This window comes from Bradyrhizobium lablabi (assembly GCF_018131005.1).
Taxonomy (GTDB): Bacteria; Pseudomonadota; Alphaproteobacteria; order Rhizobiales; family Xanthobacteraceae; genus Bradyrhizobium; species Bradyrhizobium lablabi_D.
The window spans coordinates 19,172-31,901 of the sequence record NZ_JAFCJK010000020.1 but is presented as its reverse complement, the minus strand read 5'-3'; the positions used below and the strand labels follow the sequence as shown (position 1 = coordinate 31,901).

Below are 12,730 nucleotides of genomic sequence, written 5' to 3'. Positions count from 1 at the left end.
GCGCGGGTAATCGCGGATGATTGGCTTCCGCTTCGCTGGCATAACGAAAATCGTAGAAGCGTTTGTGTCCGGTACAGTCGCGAACGACTCATTGTGGACTTCCGAATACTGACGGATGATGCGGCATGATAGGCCATGCGCCAGCGCTGATTGTCTTTGGCGGTCTCCCTGGCACCGGGAAAACGACAATTTCTCGCGAGCTCATAAGACGTCTGGGGGCCACGTATCTTCGTATCGACGCCATTGAGCAGGCGTTACGGGTAGCAGGCCACGCGGTCGGCGCGATGGGCTACGTCGTAGCCAACGCACTGGCCGCTGAAAATCTCGAGCTTGGACGTATCGTCGTCGCAGACTGTGTAAATCCAGTCCTTGCAAGCCGAGTCGGATGGCGAGAGACCGCCTTGCAGAAGTCGGCAAGCGTCGTTGAGATCGAGGTGATTTGCAGCGACGTGGTATTGCATCGGCAACGAGTGGAAACGCGGACTTCAGACATCAGGGGCCTCAAGCTGCCAACGTGGCACGAGGTAGTGAACCGGGACTATGAACCGTGGGATCGAGAGCATCTGGTGCTCGACACGGCCGTTAGCTCACTCGACCTCCTGCTCCAACAGGCTGAGGCGTATGTGGGCGCCAGGATCGGTCAGTCCGGCTCACTGTGAGAGTGCGCTACGTCGCGCGTCCTCGAGCGGAGCGCATCGGCGGCCCGCCCGGTTCGATATCGGGCTCAATGGTTCTCATCGCGCCGCGCCGCGCGCCACCGTGCGGGCGCTGAGCCTGACCACGTTCTGAAAGCGCGCGAGAACGCACTTTGATCGGCGAAGCCGAGCTGGGTTGCGATGTCGGCAATGGGAATCTCTTTTTTCAGCAGACTCTGCGCGGTCTCGAACCTGATCTCCTCGGTGAGGCTCGAGTAGCTCAACCCGTAACTCTCCAGGCGCTTGGCAAGCGTCCGCGGACCTATGCCCATGGTGAGACAGACACTATCGCGCGAAACATTTCCAGTCCCGATCTGGCTGCGAATGACGAGCTTGACCGTCGAGAGAAAATCCTTGCTCGTGTTCGCGGCGGCCAGTTCGAGAAGAGGGGCGAGAACATCCTCATACTCCGGCCGGCGTCCTTGCACCGGCTGCTCGAGAGTTGCAGCATCGAACTCAAAACAGGAGCAAGCCTCGTTGAAGTCGACCTGTGTCTCGAAGAATTGCAGGAACGGCGTTTTGTCACGAGGGCGGTTGCGGCTGAGACGAACGCGATTGGCTCGCCACGCCGGGCCGCAGAGCTGCCGCATGATGTTGATGGCGATGGCGACGGAGCCGTCTTCGATTTGATCGACCGCCTCGATGTTGGGAGCTGTGACGGCATAGCCAAAAGAAGCCTGTCCTCCGTGAACATCGAGAAAGGTTGCGCCACCGGTCTCGCTTGTCTTCAGTGTGTCATTGATAACTCGCAGAGCCTCGCGCACGGTTGAAGAATGCAGCGAGACGAGTCCGGTAAGGCCGATGGCGCTTGCCATTGTTTTGGCCCCTACACGGAGCCCAAAGCTTTCACAGCCCGTGACCTGAACGCATTTGTTCAGCAGCCGCCCGAGTGCGGCATAGGGCATGACGTTCTCTGAGTTGGAGAAGATCAGTGGGTCGAGGCCAGCTTGTCGCAGAACTGCCTCAACATCCGCGCCAAGCTCGCGCAGAACCAGAGGGATAGCCGCGACATTCCGGATCTTCGCGGTAGCTTCGCTCACGGCGGGCTGAGTGGGAGCATCCAAGGCCGTTGACCTCCGTTCAAGCTACGGGGCCGCGTGCACGACGAGATTCCTATTTAGTCAAATTTTGCGCGCCAAAGTCAATACGGGCGTCACGCGGCTCGATAATATAGCGGCCTGATAGGCCGCACTCTGAGCAGCGAAAAACATTATCGGTCAGGCCAGGGGAGGTTACTTGAATGTTTACTTTCCGCTTATTGGCAAGTGCAGCATTGTTTACCTGTGGTGCCTTTTCGACGATGGCCCAGCAGGTCACTGGCACTCCAGGCTCGTCGAGCGCCACGACGACGATCACCGGAAAACAACTACCGCCGGTGCCTCCCCAATTTGGCGGAGTCATCAGGGAAAGAGCCTCCGAGTCGACGCCGTGGTGGGCGCCTCGTGTGGTGCCTCCGAAAGGTGCTCCGAATGTGCTCCTGATCATGACCGATGATCAGGGCTTCGGTGCACCCGGTACTTTCGGCGGCGTGATCCCCACTCCGGCCATGGATCGCATCGCGCAGGCCGGACTGCGCTACACCAACTTCCATTCGACGTCGCTTTGCTCACCGACACGAGCGGCGATCATCACGGGACGCAATCATCACTCGGTGGGTTTCGGAGTGGTTGGCGAAATCGCAACGGGATTTCCGGGATACGACTCCATCATCCCGATCGAGAAGGGCACGATCGGCACCATCCTGAAGGCGAACGGCTATGCGACCTCGTGGTTCGGCAAGGACCACAACACGCCGTTCTACCAGGCGAGCCAGGCCGGGCCGTTCGATCAATGGCCGAACGGAATGGGCTTCGACTACTTCTACGGCTTCGTGGGTGGCGATGCGAGCCAGTGGCAACCGAACCTTTTCCGCAATACCACCGCCATCTATCCCTTCCTCAACAATCCCGGCTGGAATCTCGAGACGGCGATGGCCGACGAGGCAATCCAGTACATGAAACAGTTGAAGGAAATCGCGCCGGGCAAGCCGTGGCTCGTCTATTACGTGCCGGGTGCCACTCATGCGCCGCATCATCCAACGCCGGAGTGGGTCAAGAAGGTCAGCGACATGCACCTGTTCGACGAGGGCTGGAACAAGGTGCGTGAGAAAATCTTCGCCAATCAGAAGCGGCTGGGCATCATGCCCGAGAATGCCAGGCTCACTCCCTGGCCGAAAGACTTGCCCGAATGGGACTCCCTGAGCTGGGACGAAAAGAAGCTGTTCATCAGGCAGGCGGACGTCTACGGGGCCTATCTCGCCTACGCCGACCACGAGATCGGACGCGTGATTCAGGCCGTCGAAGACCTCGGCGAACTCGACAATACTCTGATCATTTACATCGGGGGCGATAACGGCGCGAGTGCCGAAGGCATGCTCAATGGCACGCCGAACGAGTTCACCACCTTCAACGGCGTTCCCGTGCCAGTGAAAGACCAGTTTCCGTGGTACCCGTTCTGGGGATCGGAGCGGACGTTCCCGCATTTCGCGGCAGGTTGGGCATGGGCGATGGACACGCCTTTCAAGTGGGTGAAGCAGGTGCCGTCGCATTTCGGCGGAACAGCCCAGGGCGTGGTGATGTCATGGCCCGGCCACATCACCGACCGCGGTGGCATCCGCCGCCAATTCCACCACGTCATTGACATCGTGCCGACCATCCTCGAAGCGGCCGGCATTCCGCAACCCGACACGATCAACGGGATCAGGCAGATTCCGATCGAAGGTGTCAGCATGGCGTACACGTGGGACAACGCCAACGCCGCGGCGCCCTCGCGACACACGACGCAGTATTTCGAGATGCTCGGCAATCGCGCCATCTATCAGAATGGATGGGTGGCGGCCACGACCCCGGTGACCCTTCCGTGGGAGCTGAGCACCAAGACCCCGCCTGATGTGATCACCGGGTACAATTGGGAGCTCTACAACGTTCAGGAGGACCCTACGCAGTTCAACGACCTGGCCGCCAAGATGCCTGACAAGCTCAAGCAGATGCAGGAGGTCTTTTACGCCGAGGCGAAGAAGTACAACGTTTTGCCACTCGACAACACGACGCTCGCGCGCTGGAACACGCCGCGGCCGAGTCTCACAGCAGGACGAACAGAGTTCACCTATTCGGGTGAACTGATCGGCACGCCGCCCAGCGCCGCGCCTGACATCAAGAACAGGTCTTACACCATCACCGCGGAAGTGGAGATTCCCGAAGGCGGCGCGGAGGGTATGATCGTCACCGAGGGGGGACGTTTCGGCGGCTACGGCCTTTTCCTGAGCAAGGGGGAGTTCGGCGTCGGCCGCGGCAAGGTGGTGTTCCTCTACAACCTCCTCGACCTCAAGCGGACAATGTGGGAGGGGTCTGAGCTCGAAGCCGGCAAACACACCATCGTGTTTGATTTTAAGTCTGCTGAACCAGGTTTGGGGAAGGGAGGAACCGGCGTCTTGTCCGTCGACGGCAAAGAAGTTGCCAGAAATTCGATGGAGAATTCCACCCCGATCACGTTCCCGGAGGACGAGACCTTCGACGTCGGACAGGACACACGAACCGGACTGGCGCTTTTGGAGTATCGGTACGACCCGCCGTTCAAGTTCACCGGCAAAATTGGCAAGTTAACGTTCAAGCTGGAATCGGAGCCGGCCAGGCAGCCCAAGAACTGAAGACTGCTTGCGCGGCGCATGAGGTCGTCGGCGGGATGAAGAAAGTGCTGGTTTTCGCCGCCATCGCCGAGGCTGTGACGGGATTGGCGTTGCTGGCTGTCCCGTCGGTCGTCGGTCAAGTGTTGCTGGGGCAGCCGCTTGCCGGGATCGCAATCCCGGTCGCACGGGTGGCTGGCATTGCACTGATCGCTCTGGGAATTTCATGTTGGCCAGGCACTCCGGCAACTGGCATGTTCGCATATAGCGCGGCCGTGACGCTCTATCTCGGTTACATCGCACTCGTGGGCGAGTTTGCAGGGGTTCTTCTTTGGCCGGCCGTCGGGCTGCACGCGTTTCTATCCAGCCTTCTCTGTCGCATCGTGGTCACCAGGTCTGGCAACAGTTAGTTGCTTCTTTTGGCTTTCCCGGACTTCACGAACCTATGGCGGCGCCCGGCTTGCAGCATTGCGGTGGATCGCGCGCCCGCAATTTCAAGGCCATTGCACGCGACAGACTGACGCCTTGTGATGCCGTCACACAGCATCATCTCTGCTCTCATGTGTTCTTCACGAAGGGACTCGATCTCGCCGTGCGGGATAGAGCAGGAGAGAGGCGTGAGCGACTTCTACAAAAAGGAGATCGATCGGCATTTCGCCTGGTTCGAGGCCAGGCTTCCGGCTGGACCGGCGCGATTTCTCGGCTGGGTGCGCAAGCCGTCGTCGCGCTATGTGCGGATTCCGCTCGCGATCCTGCTGATCCTCGGCGGCATATTCAGCATTCTGCCGGTGCTCGGGCTCTGGATGCTGCCGCTCGGACTCCTTTTGTTCGCGCAGGATGTGCCGTTCCTGCAGAAACCGATCGCGAAGATGCTTGGCTGGGCAGTGCGCAAATGGAGCGAGCGCGAGCGCGCGAAGCGCGCACAGTGACGTGTGACTCAAAAGCCAACGCACCCTGGTAATCTTGGCCACTTTTTGACATGCAAGTTATTTTTTTCTTTCGCGAATCAGCGCGCTGATTCATTTTCGGCTTCTGGGGTCAATCTGGAGGCTAAGGTATGAACGTCATTGTTTTCGCTTCGCGTAAGGGGGGCTCGGGGAAAAGCACCCTGGCTGCTCACCTTGCCGCGCAAGTGCACAAGGCAACGAAGCCGTGTCTGTTGATCGATGCGGATCCGCAGGGCTCGCTCACCCTCTGGCACAAATTGCGGGGCACCAATGAGCCGCCGATCAAGGCGGCGGTAAATTCCGTCGGCAGCATCATCGCTGCCGCCAAGCGAGACGGCATCGAGTGGGTGTTCATCGACACGCCGCCGAACCTGTCGGCCGTCGTCGACGATGCGATCAAGAACGCCACGATGGTGATCATTCCGGCGCGGCCCGGCGTGTTCGACGTCAACGCGGTGCAGGAAACGATCCAGACCTGCCGCACGGCGCGCAAACCCTATGCCGTCGTGATCAACGGCGCGCCCGCGCAACGTGACGGCGTCGAGAGCCGCATCGTCGCGATCGCGCGTGAGGCATTGGCGAAATTCCGTGCGCCGGTGTGGAGCGGCCAGATTTCCAACCGCGCCGACCTCCTGATGGCGCTCGGCCAAGGTGAAGGCGCCCGCGAATATTATGCGGAGGGCCGCGCGGCTGCCGAGATCAATCGGTTGTGGGCTGCGATCGAACGCTCGATCAAGGCGATCCGCGGCACGGCGTCGACCTCCGGCGCGATGCACAAGCAGGCCGCGTAGCCACAGCCCGGGCGGACCAGGAACGCGCGGACACGGCGCGTTTTTCGTTGGCAGTTTCATTATTGCGTTTTCGAGCGAAGTGGATGCCGGTTCGCGCAAGGAAGACGCGAAGCTTCGGTTCTGACTCAATCAGAACCGATATTGCTCTGGTCGCGAACAAGAACGACGAAGCAATTCATGTGCGGCCATGAATTGCTCGTCGGCTTGCTTTCGATGGCAGAGGTGGCGCTACGCCACCATCAGCATGTAGAAAACGATCACCGGCGTCAGGGTCAGGATCACCGACCAGATGCCTATAGCCCACAAAATATCCTCGGTCGTAAAGCCGGGCTTCGCAGCAAGTTCCGGCCTTACGGCAATGCAATGTTCTTCGGAATTCACGTTGCCCCCGCACAGTTCTTGTTCGTAGCGCGGAGGTGATACGCGCTTGCCTGTTAAGATCCCGGTCGCAGTTTCGCTCGCATTTGACCACAGGTGCTACCGCGGATTAACCACTGACCGGGCGGAAGTCGCCTCAGGCCAAAAGCAGGCGGTAGGTCATGATCGGCACGAAGCCGATCACCGTCGCCCAGATCGCAAACGACGACACCAGCAGCACGTCCTGCATCCGCTGGGCGCGCTCGCAGATCGGATAGCGCGGATCGTGATTGATTGGCTGGTTCATTGGTCTCCCCCGGTTTTGTCCGGGGGACAGCGATAAGCCCAAAACGCTAAACTCCGGCTCTCCGGGCCGCTCGACTTTGCAGCGCCGCGGTCACCGCCGCTTAACCAAGCGCCGGCACGTCAGCGCATGCCGCCCTTGTCGCGGATCGCGCCGAGGTGCTCGTTGATGCGAAATACGATCAGGACGAACTCCGCCACGATGCGCGAGAACACGATGCCGACCACGACACTGGCGATTGATGCGAGCAGCAGGACAAATCCGACGAACGGGCTGATCGCCATCGCGGACAGGCTGGACAGGATGCCGGAGATTCCGAACAGCACGATGACCCCGATCACGAGCCAGTAGAACGTCTTGATGATCGTGGGCGTGATGAAACGGTCCCACTGAAAAAGATCCTTAAAATCGAACATCGGTGGTTCTCCCGGCAATTCGGACATGATTCGCGTCACGCCTGAGGACCAAGGGCTAGCTCCGAACAGGGCGCCGGGCAAGTCAGGTGCAAGCTATGCGAGTGGGCTGGTTGTGATTGCCGCAAATAACGGTCACAATCGGGTTCGTTTCCGGCATATCGTCACTCCATGACCACGCTGACCTTTGAAGACTTCAAGCCCGGCCGCTTCGGCACGTTCGGCCCCCGCCATGTGACGCGCGAGGAGATCCTCGCCTTTGCCCGCGAGTTCGACCCACAGCCGATGCATCTCGACGAGGAAGCGGCGCGCAAAACGATGCTCAAGGGCCTGTCCGGCTCGGGCTGGCATCTGGGCTCGATCATGATGCGGATGCTGTTCGACGGCTTCATCGGCCGCACCGCCTCGCTCGGCTCGCCCGGCGTCAATGAGATGCGCTGGCTCGCGCCGCTGCGCCCGGGCGACGATCTGATGCTGGACGTCGATGTGGCCGAGGCCCGCGTCTCGCGCAGCCGCCCCGAGACCGGCATCGTCACGTTCAGGGCCGCGGTCCGCAATGCAAGCGGGCAGGTGCTTTGTGATATGGAGTCGCCGATCATCGTGCGTCGCCGCGACGCATCGTGATCGAGGAGGACCGCATGCGCTTCTTTGAAGACATCGAAATCGGCGCGCGGCGCGAGTTCGGCTCGTTCACCTTCACCGCCGAGGACATCAAGCGGTTCGCCAGGCAGTTCGATCCGCAGCGCTTCCATCTCGACGAAGAGGAGGGGCGCAACTCGCTGTTCGGCGGGCTTGCCGCGTCGGGCTGGCACGTCGCCGCCGTGTGCATGAAGCTGCTGGTCGCCGACGGCAAACGTCAGTCGGAGGAAGCCGCCGCGCGCGGGGAGACGGTCGCGGTATGGGGGCCGTCTCCGGGCTTTCGCGAGTTGCGCTGGATCAAGCCCGTGCTTGCCGAAGATACGCTGAGCTTCAGCAGCCAGGTCGAGACCAGGCGCACCTCGGAAAAGCGCCCCGAATGGGGCGTCGTGCAGGCCCGCAATACCGGCATCAATCAGCGCGGCGAGGTGGCGTTCTCGTTCCTTGCGACCGCCTTCGTGCCGCGGCGCCATCCCGGTTCCTGACGTTGCAGCCGCGCCTCATGTTGCGCGGACGCCATGGTGAGCCGATAAGCCGCGCGCCGAAGCGCTTGTGTATTGCACGGAACCGATTTCCTGCTAACGCATTTTGAACTTGTCAGTGCCATATGGATTTGGGCAGGTACTTCAGGGGACGACTATGGCAGACCGCGGTGCGCTGAAAATTCTCGGCATTATCTTCGCGGCCGTGACGGTCACGGTGATGCTTGCCACCGGCCTGATCGTGAAGAGTGTTGCCGACGGCAGCTATTCGCTCGAAACCACCGCGAGCATCGATCGCTGATTCAGGACCTGATAACCATAACGGCTGATCGCCGATACGGACGCTACCGATTCCAGATCAGCACCATGACGACGGTCGCAGCGGCCAACAGTCCGACAAACCGGATCATGATCGTGCCGACGCCGCGCTGGGGCTGGGGCAGCGGAATGGGATCGCTGTTGTCTGGTCGAACGCTTTGCATGAATGAAGCCCCCCAAAAAATTCCGGCCGCCGGGTGACGACGCGCGACTGCGTTGCGGCCTGCGCTCCAAAAACTTACTTCCAATGTCGACGGGAATCGTTTGTGCAAGAATCGCTTACACTCAGTTCTTGCCACATCAGCGGCGGCCATTCCAGCCGGAAAAAGCCTCAAAATGGAGCCGCCGCGCCCCGTGAGGGACGCGGCGGATGTTGGTCCTGCGACCGATCGTCATTAGCTGTTGCGCAGGCCGTCGGCGGCACGCTTCCACTGTGTGACGTTGTCGGCGATCATGCGCGTCGACTTCATCGCGGCCTGGCTGAGCTGGGCGTAGCCGGAGATCTCGCGCTGGACACGCTGGCCCTCGGCATGCAGGAGGTCGCGCAGGCTCTCGAGCTCCGAGATCAGCTTTTCGATCTCGGCCAGCGAGGTGCCGGCGACGCGCTGGATCAGCGAGTTGACGTTGTTGACGGTGGCGTCGGCGCTCGGCTCCGGCGGAGCGGTTTCCGTGCTCACCACGGGCCGCCGCAGATAGGCGATGTCGTTGCGCACGAAGTCGCGGATACCGGCCTCGACTTCGGAGACGGCGGCAAGGTTGGTGTCGACGTCCGATTCAGTCTCAATTTCTTCGGAGCGATTGGTAGCGTTCATCGGCTTTCCCCTGGTTCGCGTAACGAGCGCGGATTTCCCCCCGCACGACGAATTGACGAAGGGCCCAATAGGACCGCCGAATTTGACCGCATCTGGGCCAAGTTGCGGCGAATGCTCGATCATTCGCGGAACATGAAATGAAGGATAAGAGGTCGTTACCGGGCCTTACCAGCTCGTTTTGAAGCCGGCGCTGATGCTCTTGCTCGTGGCGCCCTGCGCGGTTTCGCCGATCGAGCCCGAGACGGTGACGCCGTCGAACAGCTTCTGCTCCGCGCCGATCCGGCGCAGCCATTTGTCGTCGCTGGTCGACAGCGTCTGTCCGGCGACGATGCTGGTGCCGCTGTCGTTAACGCTGAGCCTGGCCGACTGGTCGGTCTCGTAGCTGCGCCAGGGATGGCCGACAATGCCGGGCACCGGCACGACGCCCTGCTGTATGACGTTGTAGGCGTTCTGCAGCGTGAGCGAATATTGGTCTGACAGTGGCACGGATTTACTTAGCGACGTGCCGATCCTGCTCTGATCGGTGCCGGGATCGACGCGAGCCTCGACCGAGGTCTGGTCCCAGATCGAGGCGACCCCCGGCGCGCTGATCGCGGCCCAGGCGCTGCCGGAGGATTGCGGCAGGCTGCCGCCATTGGCGAGCCGCTCCGACAACTGCTCCGATGCAGTAAGCGTGCCCTGCTTCGCGACCGTTATGTCGGCGCCGATGCGGGTATCGAGAAACGGCGAGATCGCCTCCTTCACCGACACCGCCGACGTGCCGTTGGCGTTGCGGTTGGACGACCAGGCCGCGTTGCCGCCGGCCGCGCCTGCCGGCTTTCCCGATCCCTTCGGCGACAGCGCCGGCAGGGCCGTCGGGTCGGTGTCGAGCTGGCTCCAGTCGAGCTTGCTCTCGTCGATATCGTTCATGAGGTCGGCGTCAGCGGCGTCGGCTGCGGGAGCGGCCGCCTCCGCCGACTGATCGGTGTCCTGCGCGGGAGGAGTTTGCGCGACGGCTGCGAGCGCCATAGCCAGGGTGAAGCCCGCCGCCAGCACCGGCAGCCTGGCCCAGCCAAATCGTGATGTGGAGGTCATTCCCAGCCCGCAAATTCCAGCGCCACAGAATGCGGTTCCCATGGTGCAAAATTAAGGCGGGCCCCGAGGGTCCGCGCCGGCAGGGGACGGCCGTCCCGGCCATCCACGTCCGTCCTGGGGCTGGAGAGGACCGAACGTGGATGCCCCGGACCTCAGCGCGAAGACAGGCTTCGCGCTTTTGCCCCGGGAAGGGGCAACCGGATTGGGCGGAGCGAAGGGTTATCCGGCCATGCGCGGCAGATGGATGGGAGAGCCCACGGTCTGCTCGACCAGGTCAAAGCTGTCGACCAGGACGCGGAAGCTGGTCAGCTTGCCGGCCTTGAACTGGGCGAAATGCGCGATCCGCACCGAGATCGGTTTGTTGGAGTCCAGCGCCGTCAGCGAGTAGCGCATCATCGAGGACGCCGAATCCACGCCCAGCATGATCGACTCGCGATCGAAGCGGTGCACCCGGACGTTTTCGCTGATCTGTCTGATCACCTCGAGCACGGCCGCCTTGCCCCGGCGCGCGCCGAAGAAGGGAAACATCTCGATCGGTCCGTAAATTGCCCAATCGACCTCGTCATCGACGAGGGGCTCGAGATCACCAAGCTGGCGTTCATTGATCGCGCGATGGAATGCGCGCGAAAAACGCCAGAGACTATGCTCTGTCATTTTGCGGTGTTCCTGAAAAACGGGATTTCCAAAACAGCATGGGGCTCAGGGCGTCAGCGTCGACGCCGTGCCAGGTTGCTGCTTTTCACTATTCCGCCGTCACATAGTGCGGAATGGCAAAAACGCAAATAACAATTTCGCATTACACGATTGCGTGGACGTCACCTGAATGTGAGGCGGTTCACAGTGCTTGCCGCCGATTGTCAGCCGCGGGCAATTCGGCAATCTTGGCGTGTACAGAGGAATGACAGAACGGCGATGGCTGCGGCGCCGCAACCGCGGAAGCTCCGGTTTATTCCGCGTGCCGCATTCGCCAAATTATCGTCGCGCGGACTTGCCGGCGCCCGGCCAGCCCGTATCCTTTGCGCGGGAAGGCGGTCGTCGAAGCCGCCGCAATGGGGAGAGAGATCAATGAAACGCATCGCCGAACTCACCGTGGCCGGTTTCCTGCTGGCCTGTGCGGCTCTGCCGCCGCCGGCGCTTGCCCATACGCCGCAGCAGCCGCCGCACCAGCTCTACAATGAAGGCGACCTCGGGCTCGAGAGCGGCGAGGCGATCAAGGACTTCTCGATCTCCTACGTCACCCACGGCACGCTGAACGCGGCGAAATCCAACGCCATCCTGATGGTGACGGCGATCTCGGGCAATCATCACCGGCTCGACTTCATGATCGGGCCCGGCAAGGCGCTCGACACCGACAAGTATTTCATCGTCTGCACCGATGCGATCGCCAACGGGCTTTCGACCTCGCCGAGCAATTCGAAGGCGCAGCCGCGCATGCAGTTTCCGAAATTCACCATCCGCGACATGGTGGAATCGCAGTATCGCCTGATGAAGGAAAAGCTCGGCATCGACCATGTCGTCGCCGTGGTCGGCCCGTCGATGGGCGGCATGCAGGTGCTGCAATGGGGCGTCAGCCACCCGGACTTCATGGACGCGCTGGTCGCGATGGTGCCGCTCGCCAGGACCCCGGCCTGGACGGTTGCCGTGCTCGAAGCCTCGCGCAAGGCGATCATGACCGATCCGGCCTGGAAGGACGGCAACTACGAGGCGCCGCCGGAGAAGGGCATCCGGCTGTGGCGCGACATCCTCTCGCTGCTGTCGGCGCGCACGCCGGACATGTACCAGGCGCAGTTCAAGAACGGCATGGACGTGCTGCCCTGGATGGAGCAGCAGGAGACCGCGATGATGAAGGCGTTCGACGCCAATGACTGGATCTACCAGACCTGGGCCTATGAGCGGCACGATGTCGGCACCACGCCGGGCTTCAACGGCGACACCGCCAAAGCGCTCGCCTCGATCAAGGCGAAGACGCTGATCCTGACCGGCACCAAGGACCTGCTCAATCCCGAATTCGAGCCGACCGAGATGGGCAGGAACATATCGGGCGTGACGATGAAGACGATCAGCCCGGGCACCGTGACCGGCCACGCCGCGGCGGGCGGTGCGATCCCGGCCGATGTCGAGTTTCTCAACCGCGAGACCGCCGCCTTCCTCGACAGCGTCGTGGCCAATGGCGGCAAGCCGCAGCGTTGAAGCGATCGCGCGACGTGTAACGGGGAACTGCAGGGCCGGCTCGCCGTTGT

The 12,730-nt window shown here is 61.7% G+C and carries 18 protein-coding genes; 9 read left to right on the top strand and 9 right to left on the bottom strand.

All coding sequences use genetic code 11. The features are described 5' to 3' along the window. Nucleotides 1–125: 125 nt before the first annotated feature. Nucleotides 126–659, top strand: coding sequence for an AAA family ATPase (locus JQ553_RS33055; RefSeq protein ID WP_212504271.1), 534 nt, complete (start codon nt 126–128; stop codon nt 657–659). Between the two features lie 65 nt (nt 660–724). Here the strand turns inward: JQ553_RS33055 and JQ553_RS33050 are convergent, their stop codons facing one another. Next, entirely contained in the window at nt 725–1,735 is a 1,011-nt protein-coding gene (locus tag JQ553_RS33050) for an AraC family transcriptional regulator (protein ID WP_312015226.1), read from the bottom strand. 73 nt (nt 1,736–1,808) lie between these two features. After that, nucleotides 1,809–2,096, bottom strand: coding sequence for a hypothetical protein (locus JQ553_RS35385; RefSeq protein ID WP_409363113.1), 288 nt, complete (start codon nt 2,094–2,096; stop codon nt 1,809–1,811). Between JQ553_RS35385 and JQ553_RS33045 the strand changes: the two genes are divergently transcribed. The 4 genes from JQ553_RS33045 (at nt 1,996) to JQ553_RS33030 (ending at nt 6,094) form a co-directional block, all read left to right on the top strand. Then, a complete protein-coding gene (locus JQ553_RS33045; protein ID WP_409363111.1) occupies nt 1,996–4,380 on the top strand; it encodes an arylsulfatase in 2,385 nt (794 codons plus the stop codon). The genes JQ553_RS35385 and JQ553_RS33045 overlap by 101 nt on opposite strands. 35 nt (nt 4,381–4,415) lie before the next feature. After that, nucleotides 4,416–4,766: a hypothetical protein gene (locus JQ553_RS33040; RefSeq protein WP_212504268.1), complete on the top strand. Its 351-nt coding sequence runs from the start codon at nt 4,416–4,418 to the stop codon at nt 4,764–4,766. Nucleotides 4,767–4,973: 207 nt separating this feature from the next. Beyond that, the gene (locus tag JQ553_RS33035; RefSeq protein ID WP_212504267.1) at nt 4,974–5,285 is read left to right on the top strand and encodes a hypothetical protein; all 312 of its coding nucleotides are present in this window, start codon (nt 4,974–4,976) and stop codon (nt 5,283–5,285) included. A gap of 128 nt (nt 5,286–5,413) precedes the next feature. Beyond that, nucleotides 5,414–6,094, top strand: a complete 681-nt coding sequence (locus tag JQ553_RS33030) for a ParA family protein (protein WP_212504266.1) — start codon at nt 5,414–5,416, stop codon at nt 6,092–6,094. Nucleotides 6,095–6,322: 228 nt separating this feature from the next. Here JQ553_RS33030 and JQ553_RS33025 read toward each other — a convergent pair whose 3' ends face one another. The 3 genes from JQ553_RS33025 to JQ553_RS33015 form a co-directional block, all read right to left on the bottom strand. Further along, nucleotides 6,323–6,475 (bottom strand): hypothetical protein, encoded by a 153-nt coding sequence (locus JQ553_RS33025; protein ID WP_212504285.1) that lies wholly within the window; start codon nt 6,473–6,475, stop codon nt 6,323–6,325. A 133-nt stretch (nt 6,476–6,608) separates the two neighbouring features. Beyond that, nucleotides 6,609–6,758, bottom strand: a complete 150-nt coding sequence (locus JQ553_RS33020; protein ID WP_212504265.1) for a hypothetical protein — start codon at nt 6,756–6,758, stop codon at nt 6,609–6,611. A gap of 119 nt (nt 6,759–6,877) precedes the next feature. Next, nucleotides 6,878–7,171: a DUF4282 domain-containing protein gene (locus JQ553_RS33015; protein WP_212504264.1), complete on the bottom strand. Its 294-nt coding sequence runs from the start codon at nt 7,169–7,171 to the stop codon at nt 6,878–6,880. A 168-nt stretch (nt 7,172–7,339) separates the two neighbouring features. Here JQ553_RS33015 and JQ553_RS33010 point away from each other — a divergent pair, with 168 nt between their 5' ends. The 3 genes from JQ553_RS33010 to JQ553_RS33000 all read left to right on the top strand — a co-directional run bounded on the left by JQ553_RS33010 (nt 7,340) and on the right by JQ553_RS33000 (nt 8,587). After that, nucleotides 7,340–7,792 carry a MaoC family dehydratase gene (locus JQ553_RS33010; RefSeq protein WP_212504263.1) on the top strand — a complete coding sequence of 151 codons (453 nt, stop codon included), beginning with the start codon at nt 7,340–7,342 and terminating at the stop codon, nt 7,790–7,792. A gap of 14 nt (nt 7,793–7,806) precedes the next feature. Continuing rightward, nucleotides 7,807–8,289 carry a MaoC family dehydratase gene (locus JQ553_RS33005; RefSeq protein WP_212504262.1) on the top strand — a complete coding sequence of 161 codons (483 nt, stop codon included), beginning with the start codon at nt 7,807–7,809 and terminating at the stop codon, nt 8,287–8,289. A gap of 154 nt (nt 8,290–8,443) precedes the next feature. Further along, nucleotides 8,444–8,587: a hypothetical protein gene (locus tag JQ553_RS33000; protein ID WP_212504261.1), complete on the top strand. Its 144-nt coding sequence runs from the start codon at nt 8,444–8,446 to the stop codon at nt 8,585–8,587. A gap of 43 nt (nt 8,588–8,630) precedes the next feature. Here JQ553_RS33000 and JQ553_RS32995 read toward each other — a convergent pair whose 3' ends face one another. The 4 genes from JQ553_RS32995 to JQ553_RS32980 form a co-directional block, all read right to left on the bottom strand. Next, nucleotides 8,631–8,768, bottom strand: coding sequence for a hypothetical protein (locus JQ553_RS32995; RefSeq protein ID WP_212504260.1), 138 nt, complete (start codon nt 8,766–8,768; stop codon nt 8,631–8,633). Nucleotides 8,769–8,999: 231 nt separating this feature from the next. Further along, complete coding sequence (locus tag JQ553_RS32990) at nt 9,000–9,416, bottom strand: hypothetical protein (RefSeq protein ID WP_212504259.1); 417 nt, start codon at nt 9,414–9,416, stop codon at nt 9,000–9,002. Nucleotides 9,417–9,581: 165 nt separating this feature from the next. After that, nucleotides 9,582–10,490, bottom strand: a complete 909-nt coding sequence (locus tag JQ553_RS32985; RefSeq protein ID WP_212504258.1) for a hypothetical protein — start codon at nt 10,488–10,490, stop codon at nt 9,582–9,584. A 219-nt stretch (nt 10,491–10,709) separates the two neighbouring features. Then, nucleotides 10,710–11,144, bottom strand: a complete 435-nt coding sequence (locus JQ553_RS32980; RefSeq protein ID WP_212504257.1) for a nuclear transport factor 2 family protein — start codon at nt 11,142–11,144, stop codon at nt 10,710–10,712. A 411-nt stretch (nt 11,145–11,555) separates the two neighbouring features. On the opposite strand from JQ553_RS32980, the gene JQ553_RS32975 reads away from it, so the two are divergent. Next, nucleotides 11,556–12,680 (top strand): alpha/beta fold hydrolase, encoded by a 1,125-nt coding sequence (locus JQ553_RS32975; protein WP_212504256.1) that lies wholly within the window; start codon nt 11,556–11,558, stop codon nt 12,678–12,680. The last annotated feature ends 50 nt before the right edge of the window (nt 12,681–12,730 follow it).